The organism is Colwellia sp. BRX8-5 (assembly GCF_014077325.1).
GTDB lineage: Bacteria > Pseudomonadota > Gammaproteobacteria > Enterobacterales > Alteromonadaceae > Colwellia_A.
In genome coordinates this window covers 16,446-31,905 of sequence record NZ_JACGVR010000016.1, presented here as the reverse complement: position 1 = coordinate 31,905, position 15,460 = coordinate 16,446, and the positions used below count along the sequence as shown (strand labels likewise).

Genomic DNA, 15,460 nt, shown 5'->3' with positions numbered 1-15,460 from the left:
ACCCAGTAAATTAATTACCCACTTAAGAGAAGCTGTTTTATGACTACTCAATCAAAATCACTTGCTTATTTAGAGCAAACTCAAGACTTTATTCGTCGTCACATTGGCCCTAATGCCGAACAAACTCAAGCGATGTTAAAAGACATTGGCGCAGAGTCGGTTGACGCACTTATCAATGAAATCGTACCAAGTGATATTCGTTTATCAGCATTGCCTGCGATTGAAGAAAGTAAAACAGAAGCGCAAGCCTTAAGTGATTTAAAAGCCGTTGCAAGCTTGAACAAAGTAAACGACACCTACATTGGTTTAGGTTACTACGGCACATTAACACCGAACGTAATTTTGCGTAACGTGTTAGAAAATCCAGGCTGGTACACGGCTTACACGCCTTACCAACCAGAAATTGCTCAAGGTCGTTTAGAATCATTATTAAACTACCAGCAAATGTGTATCGACCTTACTGGTCTTGAACTAGCTTCTGCTTCATTATTAGATGAAGGAACTGCGGCTGCTGAAGCCATGGCATTAGCAAAACGTGTTTCTAAAAACAAAAAATCAAACTTGTTCTTTATCTCAAGTGATGTTTATCCACAAACTATCGACGTTGTTAAACAGCGTGCAGAAATGTTTGATTTTGACGTTATCGTTGCTCCTGCTCACGAAGCCGCTGACCATGATGTTTTTGGTGCTTTGCTACAGTATCCAAGTGCATCGGGTGAAATTACAGATATTAGTGAGTTAATTGAAAAAATTCACGCAAACAAAGGTATTGTTGCGGTTGCCGCCGATATCATGAGTTTAGTGATGTTAAAAGCACCGGGTGAATTAGGTGCCGATGCCGTTATTGGTTCAAGCCAACGTTTTGGTGTTCCAATGGGCTACGGCGGACCACACGCTGCATTTTTTACTACCTCTGAGAAATACAAACGTTCATTGCCTGGTCGTATTATTGGTGTTTCTAAAGATACCCGTGGTAACGCTGCATTGCGTATGGCAATGCAAACTCGCGAACAACATATTCGCCGAGAAAAAGCTAACTCAAACATTTGTACTGCCCAAGTACTCTTAGCTAACATGGCGGCGTTTTACGCGGTCTATCATGGTCCAAAGGGCTTGAAAATCATTGCTAATCGTATTCATCGTTTCGCAGATATTTTATGCTTAGGTACAGCCACAAAAGGCTTAACAGCTATTCATGCTAACTACTTTGATACCTTAACGTTCAATTTAGATAATAAAGAAGAAATCGTTGCACGCGCACTAGCTGCAGGTGTTAACTTCCGCACTGATGTTGCGGGTCAAATTAGTATTTCTCTAGATGAAACAACGACTCGTACTGATATTGCTGGTTTATTCGATATATTATTAGGCGCAGGCCATGGTTTAGACGTTAGCGACCTTGACGACAAAATAGTCAGTAGCGGTCATTCTTCAATTCCTGCAGCATTAGTACGTGAATCTGAAATATTGACTCACCCGGTATTCAATTCATACCACAGCGAAACAGAAATGCTTCGTTATATCAAAAGATTAGAAAACAAAGATTTAGCATTGAACCATTCAATGATTTCTTTGGGTTCTTGTACGATGAAGTTAAATGCAACAGCACAAATGATCCCAGTATCATGGCCTGAATTCGCTAACATGCACCCATTTGCACCCATTGACCAAGCTCAAGGTTATAAGCAAATGATTGACGAGTTAGGCGATTGGTTAGTTGAACTAACGGGTTACGACAACATTTCAATGCAACCTAACTCTGGTGCTCAAGGCGAGTATGCGGGTTTAATCGCGATTGTTAAATATCATGAAAGTCGTGGCGATGCACATCGTAATATTTGTTTAATTCCATCTTCTGCCCACGGTACAAACCCTGCGTCTGCGCAAATGGTTGGTATGAAAGTTGTTGTTGTTGCTTGTGATAAAGAAGGTAACGTTGACATGAACGACCTGCGTACTAAAGCAAGCGAAATGGCCGACAATCTTGCCTGTATTATGATCACATACCCGTCAACGCACGGAGTATATGAAACAACAGTAGCAGAAATTTGTAACATCGTTCACGAACATGGCGGTCAAGTTTATCTTGACGGTGCAAACATGAACGCACAAGTAGGCGTAACGTCGCCAGGCTATATTGGCGCTGACGTTTCTCACCTAAACTTGCATAAAACGTTTGCTATTCCACACGGTGGTGGCGGCCCAGGTATGGGACCTATCGGCGTTAAAGCACACCTTGCACCATTCTTGCCTGATCATGCATTAATTAACATTGATGAAAGTACTAAAGGTAATGGAGCCGTTGCAGCAGCACCATTTGGTAGTGCGGGTATTTTATGTATCTCTTACCTTTACTGTGCAATGCTAGGTAAGCAGGGCGTAACAGATGCGACTAAATATGCTATTACTAATGCCAATTATTTAGCTAAAAAGTTAAGCCAACATTACCCACTTTTATACGCAGGAAAAAATGGTCGTGTTGCTCATGAATGTATTATCGATTTACGTCCACTTAAAGCCACATCAGGTATTAGTGAAGTTGATATAGCAAAACGCTTAATTGATTATGGTTTCCATGCACCTACGATGTCGTTCCCAGTAGCGGGTACTTTCATGATTGAACCTACAGAATCTGAGTCAAAAGTTGAACTTGACCGTTTTGTTGAAGCGATGGTTTCTATTCGCGACGAAGTACGTAAAGTTGAATCGGGTGAATGGTCAAGTGACGACAATCCATTACATAATGCTCCTCATACGTTAGCGGATATTACAGATACTTGGGAACGTGGTTATTCTATTAAAGAAGCGGTATTCCCAGTTCCTGCTGCAGCCAAAAATAAATTTTGGCCAACAGTTAATCGCATCGATGATGTCTACGGAGACCGTAACTTAATTTGTTCATGTCCTCCAATTGAAAGTTATCAAGACTAGTTTTTTGCTGTCATCTGTTAATTAAGTTTGTGAAAGTTTAATTAAGTTTGAAAAATTAATTAAGTTTGTGAAATTTAAAAAGGCGAATCAGAAATGATTCGCCTTTTTATTTATTACGGTTAGAAAAGTGAGCCGATATCGGCTTTCTTGTAATTCAGCACTAGTCAACCGCAACCAACAGGTTTTATTGAAGATAAAATTGAACTAATTTCCCAGTTTTACGTATTTAGTCTTAATAAAAAATGAAAACAGTGATAAACACTGTTTTATAAGACCTCAAGGAAACTCTATGAAATTACTTTTCGCACTTCTTGTTCCACTGATTTTGGCCGGTTGCTCCGTGTTTGGAGAAAGTGGAGTTGAAAACGCGCCTTATACACTATTGAAATCTGATCAGGTACAGAAAATTGAAGTGCGTAACTATGAATCGATAGTGCTAGTGTCCTCCGACATGTCAGCCGACGGAATGAACGGTGCTTTCAGGAATCTGTTCAGATACATTACTGGTGAGAATGAAGGCGCCACAGAAATAGCCATGACAGCACCTGTACTGATGGATGAATCAGAGGCATTATCTAAGGGGACCAAAATCACTATGACCGCTCCGGTGTTTATGAAAGAGCGATCAGAACAACAAGTAATGTCATTTGTAATGCCTGCCGACTTTACGATACAAAGCACCCCTAAGCCAACCAATCCAGACGTCTGGATAACAGAAGTAAAGGATTACAAAGTCGTGGTGATAAAGTTCAGCGGGCTACTCAGTGATAGTAATGTTGAAACACAAACCCAAATCCTTAATAACTGGATTGCGAAAAACGGCTATACCGCAGTTAGCGAGCCTATTAACGCAGCCTACAATGGTCCTTTCACTATCCCATGGCTTCGCCACAACGAAGTGTTAATTGAAGTGAAATAGCCCAAAATGCATTACTATTGGTTGCTGTAAATGCCAGTTAGGGTATCTGTTTTTCCTCTGACTGGCTTGCTGTTGTGCAAGACGAAACATTTAAATGTTTGCTTTTTCGAATAGCGTTCACTGACAAAATAGTCACAAAATCTCTTAATAGACCCCCATAATAACTTATGCAGTTTTTGTTCGAGACGCTTATTCCTTCCTAATAGGCCACCCATAATAACTTATGCAGGTTTCGTTCGAGACGCTTCTTCCTTCTTAATAGGCCACCCATAATAACTTATGCAGGTTTCGTTCAATAAACTAGACTTAAGTTACCTTTATTCAGTCGGGTGATTGTTATGCCTAAGCCTCGTTCACAACAAATTAGTTTATTGGATACACCTTATTATCACATTTGCAGTCGAACGGTACGCAAGGCTTTTTTGTGTGGCGTAGATAAGGAGACGGGTGTCAGTTTTGAGCATCGACGCAGATGGATTGAAAAGCGATTATTTACATTATCTGAGGTATTTTCGATAGATATCTGTGCTTATGGTGTCATGCATAATCATTTACATATTGTCTTGCATGTCGATAGTGAGCTAATAGAGCGCTGGTCAACCGATGAGGTATTGCAACGTTGGCATCAATTATTCAAAGGGACCTTATTAACTCAAAAATATTCGAACAAACAACCGCTTGATAAGTTTCAATTAGCGACGGTTGAAAGTACGGCTGAGATATATAAGCAGCGTTTAATTGATATCAGTTGGTTTATGCGCTCATTGAACGAGCCGATAGCCCGACAAGCTAACCGAGAAGACCAATGTACCGGACACTTTTGGGAAGGGCGCTTTAAATCACAAGCACTGCTTGATGAAGGGGCGTTACTGTCGTGTATGGCATATGTTGATTTAAACCCTATACGAGCAGGTATTTCAGTTACCCCAGAGCATTCTGACTTCACCAGTATTCAACGACGCATTAAAGCGGCTATAACCGGTGAGCAACCGACCTGTTTATTACCTTTTATGGGTAATGAACCCCATCAAGAATCAACTGGCGCGGGTATTTATTTTAGCTTACAAGATTACTTAACTCTGGTTGATGAAACAGGACGCCTCCTGCGTGATAAACGTGGCGCCATCGACACGACCACGGTAAATATTCTCGCGAGGTTACACATCAATGATGAAAGTTGGCTAAAACTTACGACGGATTTTGAAACTATCTTCACAGGTGCTGTCGGTACTGCTGAGCATTTATGTGAATTTAGTGAGCATGTTGGTTTGCAGCGAACACATGGTATAGCGAATGCTCAGGCTTGCTTGAATAGCGCATAACGCTCTTTATGAATAAGACGTAACCTTACTACTATTTTAGAGTGGTGGGTTTAACTCAGCTATCATTTGATGTTTGAAGAAAGTAGTTGCGATAAAGGACTATAGAAACTCGCTTTACCTTATCAATAGGTATTGTTATAAGCTAAAAAGACAAGAAATGGCTTATCATTATTATTTGAGGTTATTATGGGTGGCATAGTAATTTGTATCAATAGGTATTGTTATAAGCTAAAAAGACAAGAAATGGCTTATCATCATTATTTATTGTTATTATGGGTGGCATAGTAATTTAAACATTACTTCAAATTTTGCTTAAATGGCTATACACAAATACAATTAAGTTAATATTGTTCACATATATAAAAGATTCTTTATTAAGGCCGTCAATTAATGTTAAACACACCGAGCATGGAAATTAATAGTCATCTGGCTAATCGATTACTATTAGTGTTTATAATATTTTCTACTCCGGCCTTAATTAGCTCTCTTCTTAGAATTTCTAATATTGGTTTCCAGCCCATAATGGGCATTCAAATTAGTATGTACTTTATTTCAGCAGCTATATTTTTTTTTCGTAAGCAAGTCTTCTACAAATTTAAAGCTTATTTCATTACTAGTTGTTTTCTATTATTAGCAATTGGCGGCATGATTCAATTTGGCTTATTTGGTGCGGGGATATTACTGATGATTATGTACACTGCTTTATGCAGTCTACTTTTTGATCGTATTTCGGCATTAATTAGTATTGCCGTTGGATTTATCATTATTACGTCTATTGGTATTGCTTATATTACCGGCCATCTTACTTATATAGTCAATGCTGATGAGTATCACACTTCTGTTAATGCATGGTTACTCATGTTGGGTACCACTATTTTTGTCGCGACAAATTTATATATTGTGCTGACATTCATGTCTTCTCAGTATCAACAATCATTAACTGAGTTAGATAAACAAGTTAAATTAAGAACAAAGGCTTACGAAGCTGAAAAAATTAAAGCAGAAGAAGCTAGTGAAATAAAATCGCAGTTTCTAGCTAATATGTCTCATGAAATAAGAACCCCTATGAATGGTGTTTTGGGGGTGATGCAGTTATTGCGTTTAGAACATCCCAACGAAAAACAAAACACCCTGATCGACACCGCCATTTTTTCAGCCAAAAATTTATTAAGAATTTTGAATGATATTTTAGATTTTTCAAAAATCGAAGCAAATAAATTAGATATTGAAAATATCGAATTTGAACTACAGCCTATTCTAGATTCAATCTACTCAAACGTAGAGTTAGATATAGATATGAAAGGTATATCGCTCAATTTCATCAATAAAACCAGTAAAAATACGTTGTGGACAGGTGACCCTACTCGTTTTTATCAGGTATTACTTAATCTTGTAACCAATGCAACTAAGTTTACTGATACTGGCGCCATTAATGTTTATATTACTCAAAAGAGCATCAATGGAGTGTCATACCTAACTTCAGAAGTGGTTGATACAGGTATAGGTATGAGCACAGAAGAAATCAACAATCTTTTCCAAAACTTTAGCCAAGCAGATGCATCGATCACTAGGAAGTTTGGTGGAACTGGGCTAGGTCTATCAATTGCAAAACGCTTAGCAACATTAATGGAGGGTAACTTAACGGTCACCAGTAAAAAAGGGGAAGGGTCAACATTCATTTTTACAATTAAATCTAAATCTAGATCTATTATCTCACCTTTAGTGGCAGCTAAAAATCCAAAAATTATCAGTAACGACTTAGCACCAGACTGGTCAAATAAAAGAATATTAATTGCAGAAGATAATAGAATTAATCAAAAAATTATTTGTGCCATGTTAAAGCCGACTCATGCATTATTACACTGTGTAAATAATGGTAGAGAAGCCGTAGACTTAGCCTTTAATTTTTCCCCTGATATCGTGTTGATGGATATTCAAATGCCAGAGATGGATGGCGTTACAGCAAGTAATGAACTCAGGAATAAGCAATTTAATAAGCCCATAATTGCATTCACCGCAAACGTAATGAAAGGTGATGTAGAACACTACCTAGCAAACGGAATGAATGACTTTATCCCTAAGCCTGTAGATATGAATCTATTATATCGAACCATTTCAAAGTTCTTACAAAGTGACCAAAGGAGTTAATCTAGATACAAGTAGGTACTAGAAAAAATAACGCATTAAGTTATTTTACGCACAGCGTGAGCCTTTAGGTCGTTGACCTCATATTAGACAATATGATTGAAATAGATAAATTGATTAACTCCGATTAGTTTTACTCCACAAAATAAACATTATACCTATTTAAGTGTGCAAAGAACTTGGCCATTATTATGGGTGGCATAGTTAAATTCAATTATTATCATGGGTGGCATAGTTAATCCCACTACCCAGCGAGCCGAGTATTTACCTCATCACGATAACGCCGTGATAACTTCAGTTGACGCCCATTATTTAGCGTTAATAAAAAATCACCTGTTTCTAACGCAATAATTTCTTTAACTAAGTCCAGATTTACCATTGTAGAACGATGAATTCTTACAAATTGATGTGGATCTAACCTTTTTTCCAAATCAGCCATTGTCGTTCTAATTGGATAACAACTCTCACCAATATGCAAATTCATATAGTTGCCTGATGCTTCGACCCAAGCAATATCGCTCACCCTAATAATAAATTCTTTACCTATTTTTTTTACAATTAATCTTTCTACATAAATTGAGCCTTGTGGACCTTCACCAACCTCTATTTCTCTTGCTTCATTACGTAGTCGGCTGATAATGAATCTATAGATATAAAATGTAGCTAAGATTGAAATATAGCTGCCTAAATCCTTGCGATATTCATAAATCAGTTCTACAGACCAGTTTCCAAAATCATAATTGCTTTGACTGAAATAATAATAAAAGTGTCGTAAAGCTATCATTAGATAAACATGTAATACAGAGAAGGCTATAGAAAGCGGAAGGTGTAATAAAAGACTTTGTTTAATTTTACTAATATTAATTGGATGTTTTTTGTCTATATAAAACAGTATAGGAATCAAAATAAATATTGAAATTTGGCTAGAAAACTCCCAAACAAATGGCTGCCATCGCTCAATAGACAACCCTCGGCGCTTATAATCGTCAAGCACTGAGAAGCTATTGACCAGTGCTGTAATCGTACCAATAAGTAACCAATATGATACTTCAAGCTGTTTTTGATACTTTTCATATAACGGGTGTAGCAAATTAAAAATTCCTTAAAAGTGATGCGTAAAATCTTATCACATCAGCTTGCCTCTTATCACAAAAACAGTAGATTCAATCACTTAGGTGTTGATGAGTTTACTGTGAATTGATTAAATAGTCTTCTTGAAATCGCAAAGGCTGACTTATGAACATAAATTTAGAGAGCAATAATAACCGACGATTCGATATAGATCACCTTAGAGTTTTTGCGTTTGGACTATTAATTTTATATCACACATGCATGCTTTATGTTGCTGGGTGGGAGTGGCATATCAAAAGTAATTACCAAAGCAATTTTTTGGCAAACCTTATGCTAATGGTTCAACCATGGCGTATGGCATTAATATGGATGATTTCAGGTATTGCATCTTGTTTTCTCCTGCAAAAACTATCCATAGGTAATTTCTTAACAAGTAGAACCATACGCTTATTACTACCTTTAACCTTTGGTATTCTATTTATAGTACCGCCACAACTGTATTTTGAAATGAAATTTAATGGCGATATGGAATTAACTTTCTGGCAATTTTGGCAAATCTTTTTCGATTTAGACAACCCCATTTTTGATAAATATAAATCGGGAATATTGCCACATATCGATGTTAATCATTTATGGTATTTAAGAGAGTTATGGGCTTTTACTTTGGTGCTGATAGTTCTTCAACCCTTACTGTATTTACCTGTAATATCAAAAGCGGTTAAAAAGTATAGCGATGCAGTTGGCCAGTACAGTGTGTTAATTGTCCCTTTGCTTATACTGTTTGCACTTGACTATTTTGTTTTTAAACAACTCGAAGGTGATAGATTACGCCAGGCCACAGGCTTTACCTTCTTTATTACGGGTTTCTTAATTGCAAATCAGAAAGGCTGGTGGTTAGCAATGCAGAAAGTAAGAAAGCTAGCATTAGGGCTTGCTGCTATTAGTTATGTGCTTCTTATTTATCGCTATCAAACTATTTATTTGGATGAAAGTGTTGCTATAAATAGCCAAATGGAAATTATTTTTAGTTTAGCGTCAGCTGCGAATAAGTGGTTGTGGTTAGTGAGTATATTTGGCTATGCCTATACTTACCTAAATAAAGAAAACAAGGTAATTCAATACCTTAATCCTGCAGTATATCCTGTATATATTCTACATCAAACGTTGATTATCTGTATTGGTTCATTACTCAGTCCATTCGAGCTTGGCGGAGCTTTAGAAGCAGTGCTGGTTTTGGTGGGAACATTATCTATATGTGTTATTAGTTATGAAGTTATTCGTCGGGTACCATTGTTAAAGCCATTTTTTGGCTTAACTATTTCAAGGAAAGATATGCCATCGGTGAGCCGTGTGTTTTTTAAAGCTAAAGTCTATCGAAGTGTGGGCATCTTGATTGTTTTACCTATAGCTATTCCCATATTTGGTTGGTTCTTTTATCTTTATTAACGATTAATCTGTATTTACATTCTCGTCATGGAGGTGAGAGCTAATATCTACTAATGACACTATCGCTCATATATCTATAGTATGCGTGAACGTCGAATCAGAGAGTTTTTTCATAAGCACAAGAAAAAATGTTTTACTCCATACCTATTTATGAAGACAAACCCGATAATATTATTGGGTTTGTTATTTGAGCCGACTTGAGAAGATATTTTAGAAACGTTAATTGGTTATAAAATAATTGCCTTCCCATTTTATTTCTTTATTTATGACCCGTACTTATTTTGTTACATGATGTCGTGGCTTATCCTCAAAAATTTAATGAAAAATTTCTCAGAGTTACATAAAATACAGCAATAAAAATAAAGGGAACTATGATGAAAAAGAAATATTTAGCGGCTGTCATAGCTGCAAGTTTAACGTTATCCGCCTGTATGGCAACCAGCAACGACTCTGGCAATAGTATGTCACAGCAATCAAGCCAAGAGAGTGCAAACAAAGTCTTTAGCCAAAATTACTTGTTCAAAGAGTTGGCTAATGGTTTACGTGTCTTAGTGGTAAAAACAGACTATCCAGATCTTGTTTCAGTACAAATCCCCGTTTCTGTAGGTTCTCGTGATGAAAATGAAGTAGGTAAAACAGGTTTTGCCCACTTCTTTGAACATATGATGTTTAAAGGTTCAGAAAAATTTCCACAAGCTGTTTATGCCGATTTATTTAAAAATGCCGGTGTTGATAACGGTGCTTACACCACCAACGATTATACTAACTATCATTTAGATTTTTCTAAAGATCATTTAGATAAAGTATTAGAGATTCAAGCGGATCACTTTAAAAACCTAAAGTACACCGAAGCACAATTTAAAACAGAAGCCTTAACGGTAAAAGGTGAGTATTTAAAAAATAATGCTAGTCCAACTCGAAAGTTGTTAGCGGCGGTGCGAAAAGAAGCATTCGATACGCATACTTATAAGCATACCACTATGGGCTTCTTTGAAGATGTAGAAGCAATGCCTGATCAAGTTGCATATGGTGAACAGTTCTTTAAACAATTCTATAAGCCAGAATACGTTTCTTTAGTAATTGTCGGTGATGTTGAACCAGAAGCAACAATGGCCATGGTCGAGAAGCATTGGGGAAATTGGCAAAAAGGTGATTTTGTTAGCACTATAGCACCTGAGCCAAAACAGGAAGCTGCGAAATATGTTCATGAAAAATTCGATGGCTTACCGGGTCACTGGTTACTCGTTTCTTATAAAGGTGCTGATTGGCAACCCAAGAAAAAAGATCGCGCGGCTTTAGATTTAATTTCTGAATTGTATTTTTCCAATAACTCAGCATTGTATCAAGAACTCGTTGTTGATAAGCAGTTGGCTAGCCAAATGTTTAACTACAACCCTGAAACAAAAGATGCTGGCTTACGTCACGTATTTATCAAAGTGAATGATGAAAAAGACCTAGCAACGGTTCGTGATGCAGTAAACCGTACTTACGCACAAGTAAGAACTGAGCTCGTTTCTTCAGAAAAACTTGATAACTTAAAGTCTAACTTAAAATATAGTTTTGTTAATAGTTTAGATTCATCAGAGTCTATCGCTTCAACATTGGCGAGTTATATGCATTTTGACCGCGATCCCGAAACGATTAATCACCTCTATAATAGCTTTGACAATATTACAGCTGAAGATATTCAACGTATTGCTAATGAATACTTTATTGATGAAAACCGCACAACAGTGACTTTATCAGCATTAGATGAGATTGCCGACTTCGAACAAGAAGTTGACTTAAATGGCGCCGTTGCAAAAATAGTCATGAAAAATTCGCAGCCGAGTACTCCACAGTTTGCGGTATTAGATAAGACCAATGACTCACCGTTGATTGATGTTAACTTCTTATTTTATACCGGTGCTGCAGCAGATCCAGCCGGTAAAAAAGGGGTAGCGGCTTTAACCGCTCGTATGTTAACTCAAGGCGGCTCGGCAACAAAAAGCTATCAAGATATTAAGAAAGGTTTATACCCTTTAGCTGGACGTTTTTCGTCGCAGCTTGATAAAGAAATGATGTCATTTACTGGCCGGGTGCATAAAGATAATGCTACTCAGTGGTACGAACTTATTAGCGATCAATTATTGAATCCAGGATGGCGTGAAGACGATTTTAAGCGTCTGAAAAAAGAGCTTGTTGACGGTATTAAATCAGGTCTTAAATCTTCTAATGATGAAGAATTAGGTAAAGAGGTGCTTTATAGCGAACTTTATCAAGGGCATGTTTACGAAAACTACAATAGTGGTGATTTGTCTGACTTAGCCGCAATTACTCTTGAAGATGTTAAAGCATTCTACAACACCCAACTTACCCAAGCAAAATTAAACTTAGGTATAACTGGCGCTATGCCTAGTGCTTTAAAAGCACAATTAATGACAGATTTAGCGACTTTACCCGTCGGAGATGAAAAGCGCTTAACAATTGCTAAAGCACCCGTTTTAAAAGGTCATCATGCGACAATTATAGAAAAAAGTGCGCAATCTACAGCGGTATCTTTTGGTTTTCCCATTGATACTATACGCAGTGATAAAGACTGGGCGGCACTTTGGTTAGTGCGTTCATACTTTGGTGAACATCGTAGTTCTAACAGCTACTTGTATCAACAAATTCGTCAAGCGCGTGGTATGAACTATGGAGATTATTCTTATATTGAATATTTTCCACGAGGGATGTACCAAACTAAACCTGATGCAAATTTAGGTCGTTCTAGTCAAATTTTTCAAGTGTGGTTACGTCCTTTACGTTCAAATAATGATGCTCATTTCGCAACGCGTGCCGCTTTGTATGAATTGGACAACTTGATTGAAAAGGGCATGAGCGAAAAAGACTTTCAAGCAACACGTAATTACTTAACGAACTATGCACCGCAATTAGTGGCCAGCCAAGATCAACAGTTAGGTTATGCACTTGATAGTGAGTTTTATCAAACAGAAGAGTTTGTTAAGTACGTTCGCGATCAATTTGCAAAACTATCATTAGATGATGTTAATCGTGTTATCAAAGAAAACTTACAAACAGATGATATTCATTATGTTTTCATTTCAGACGATGGTAAAGACATGAAGCAACGTTTGTTGTCTGAACAAGTATCACCGTTAACATATAACAGTGATAAGCCAGCAGAGCTTTTAGCGACAGATAAAATCATTGAAAGTTACAAGCTAACACTGCCGTCTAAAAATGTTGAAGTGATTGCAATAGATGAGGTTTTTCAATAAATTGCGTTTAAGCTCACTTTAATAAATATTCGTTATTATCTTATTGAATATTACAAATAACTTAATAAGAATAACGCATGTAGTTAAAAATAAAAAACCGGCATCTGCCGGTTTTTTTATTTATTAATAACGATTAATTGTGCTTTATGCATCGAGTTTAGATATATCGGTTATTGGGCTAATAAACGGTGATTGTAATTTTCCAACTCAAATTACCAAAGATATTGCTGCGTTAGTTGCAAATGCCAATAGCTAGATAGAAATGATTAAAACTTCATAACCACTCGACCGGTAATTTCGCCGTTGATCATATCTTCAAAGATATCATTAATATCTTCTAGTGACTTTTCAATGGTGATCGCTTTAACTTTTCCTCTAGCGGCAAAATCTAAGCATTCAACTAAATCTTTACGCGTACCCACAATAGAGCCGACAACGCTAACACCATTTAAAACAGTATCAAATATAGGTAACGGCATATCTTCGGCGGGTAAGCCAACTAGTACACACTTACCCCCACGACGAATAACTTGGTAACTTTGTTCAAAGCCACTTTTACTAACAGCGGTACAAATACTGGCATGAACGCCGCCTGTTTCAGCTAAAACTCTTGCTACAACATCATCACACTTGAAGTCTAAACAAAAAGAGGCACCCAAATCTTTAGCCAATTTCAATTTTTCAGTGCCAGTATCAATAGCGATGACATTTAAGCCCATTGCTACAGCATATTGCACAGCTAAATGCCCTAAGCCACCAATACCAAAAATAGCTACCCATTCACCTGGTTTAGCCGTAGATACTTTTAATGCTTTATAAGTTGTAACACCTGCGCAAAACAAGGGGGCAGCATCTACATAGCTAATCTCGTCTGGTATTTTTACAACATAGTTGCCATCTGCTTTACAGTATTCAGCATAACTCCCGTCAACAGAGTACCCTGCATTTTGCTGTAACAAACAGAGGTTTTCATTACCAGATAAGCAGTAATCACAATATCCACAAGCACTATATAACCATGGAATACCTACACGGTCACCAAGATTAAGGTGCTTAACTTGCTCGCCTACTTCAACGATTTCTCCAACACCTTCATGGCCTGGAACAAGTGGCATCTTAGGTTTTACTGGCCAGTCACCATGACACGCATGTAAGTCGGTATGACATACACCACAAGCATGAACCTTTACTAAAACTTCATGACTCGAAATTGTAGGCTTATCAAGTTGTTTAATCTCGAGCTTGTCTTTGAATTGATGAATAACAGCTGCTTTCATTAGTGACCTTTCTTTACGTTAATACATTGTAAAAAATATTATAGTACTCAACTTTAATAAAAATATGATGTAGAACAATAAATGGTCAGAAAGAAACGTTAATGGCTATCTTAATTTGTTAATAAATAATAGCCATTTAGTAAAGGTGAGTTATTTTTCTTGAGACATAATAATGTTTACTTATATCAAGGTGAAGACTGTTTTATTCATGGCTTTTAAGCGTGAATGCATATCTTGAACATTAATTTTTTGATCTGCCGATAACACCAATAAGCGATTATTACTCACCGGTCAATCTGATGTGATCAGCAAGAATTAATATTAAGTTATTCTTTGTCGGCGATACGGATTGACGCTTTAATGATGTTGACCGCTTCTCTAGTTTTACCTCTTCGGCTACCTAAGGCTTCAATTTTAGTTAAGCTATCTTCTACATCAGTCACTACTTTACCAAAAACAGTATGATTACCGTCTAAATGAGGTGTCGCGTTAAAAGTAATGAAAAATTGACTGCCATCAGTGCTTGGACCTGAATTTGCCATACTTAACATACCCGGTTCACTGTGGCCTATGTCACTATTAAATTCGCCATCGTATTTATAACCTGGGTTGCCCGTGCCATTACCCAATGGATCGCCACCTTGTGCCATAAAGCCAGGAATAACACGATGAAAATTTAGCTCATCATAGAAACCCAATTTAGTTAAGTAAATAGTACTAGAAGCATGCATAGGCGCAGAGTCAGTGAATAGCTTGATGGTCAGATTACCTTGGTTTGTTTGCAGCTCCCAAAAGTAATCTTTCCCTTGGGTGAAGGTCAGTAATGGCGGTTTACTTAACGTCGTTTTCCAAGCAGGGTTTGTTTTATCAACCGCTTGTTTAGTAATAAATCTATCAATAGTGTTTAATGCGGGATCTATTCCGCAACATGCGGCCAGTATCATTATTAACAAAAGACTGGTGATGATGTTTTTCATATTATTCATAAAAGACTTCTTATTTTATTTTAATTTTTTGAAAATAGACTAAGTTATCAAATATTATCAGGTATTAACGACTAAGAAATAATAATTTTTATTAACTGAT

Annotated in this window: 9 protein-coding genes; 6 read left to right on the top strand and 3 right to left on the bottom strand. The window is 37.1% G+C overall.

Going from position 1 to position 15,460, the window contains the following annotated elements; genetic code table 11:
• Nucleotides 1-39: 39 nt before the first annotated feature.
• The 4 genes from gcvP to H4J62_RS11925 all read left to right on the top strand — a co-directional run bounded on the left by gcvP (nucleotide 40) and on the right by H4J62_RS11925 (nucleotide 7,320).
• Nucleotides 40-2,931, top strand: a complete 2,892-nt coding sequence (gene gcvP, locus H4J62_RS11940) for an aminomethyl-transferring glycine dehydrogenase (RefSeq protein WP_182213931.1) — start codon at nucleotides 40-42, stop codon at nucleotides 2,929-2,931.
• Between the two features lie 289 nt (nucleotides 2,932-3,220).
• Complete coding sequence (locus tag H4J62_RS11935; protein ID WP_182213929.1) at nucleotides 3,221-3,850, top strand: heme-binding protein; 630 nt, start codon at nucleotides 3,221-3,223, stop codon at nucleotides 3,848-3,850.
• Between the two features lie 338 nt (nucleotides 3,851-4,188).
• Nucleotides 4,189-5,172, top strand: coding sequence for a transposase (locus tag H4J62_RS11930; protein ID WP_182213927.1), 984 nt, complete (start codon nucleotides 4,189-4,191; stop codon nucleotides 5,170-5,172).
• A gap of 390 nt (nucleotides 5,173-5,562) precedes the next feature.
• Nucleotides 5,563-7,320: an ATP-binding protein gene (locus H4J62_RS11925; protein WP_404842526.1), complete on the top strand. Its 1,758-nt coding sequence runs from the start codon at nucleotides 5,563-5,565 to the stop codon at nucleotides 7,318-7,320.
• Between the two features lie 241 nt (nucleotides 7,321-7,561).
• Here H4J62_RS11925 and H4J62_RS11920 read toward each other — a convergent pair whose 3' ends face one another.
• On the bottom strand, nucleotides 7,562-8,407 hold the full coding sequence (locus H4J62_RS11920; RefSeq protein WP_182213924.1) for a LytTR family DNA-binding domain-containing protein: 846 nt from the start codon (nucleotides 8,405-8,407) through the stop codon (nucleotides 7,562-7,564).
• Nucleotides 8,408-8,553: 146 nt separating this feature from the next.
• Here H4J62_RS11920 and H4J62_RS11915 point away from each other — a divergent pair, with 146 nt between their 5' ends.
• On the top strand, nucleotides 8,554-9,834 hold the full coding sequence (locus tag H4J62_RS11915; RefSeq protein ID WP_182213923.1) for an acyltransferase family protein: 1,281 nt from the start codon (nucleotides 8,554-8,556) through the stop codon (nucleotides 9,832-9,834).
• Nucleotides 9,835-10,208: 374 nt separating this feature from the next.
• Complete coding sequence (locus H4J62_RS11910) at nucleotides 10,209-13,097, top strand: pitrilysin family protein (protein ID WP_182213921.1); 2,889 nt, start codon at nucleotides 10,209-10,211, stop codon at nucleotides 13,095-13,097.
• 266 nt (nucleotides 13,098-13,363) lie between these two features.
• Here H4J62_RS11910 and adhP read toward each other — a convergent pair whose 3' ends face one another.
• Nucleotides 13,364-14,374, bottom strand: coding sequence for an alcohol dehydrogenase AdhP (gene adhP / locus H4J62_RS11905; protein WP_182213919.1), 1,011 nt, complete (start codon nucleotides 14,372-14,374; stop codon nucleotides 13,364-13,366).
• Nucleotides 14,375-14,700: 326 nt separating this feature from the next.
• Complete coding sequence (locus H4J62_RS11900) at nucleotides 14,701-15,360, bottom strand: peptidylprolyl isomerase (protein WP_182213917.1); 660 nt, start codon at nucleotides 15,358-15,360, stop codon at nucleotides 14,701-14,703.
• Between the last annotated feature and the right edge of the window lie 100 nt (nucleotides 15,361-15,460).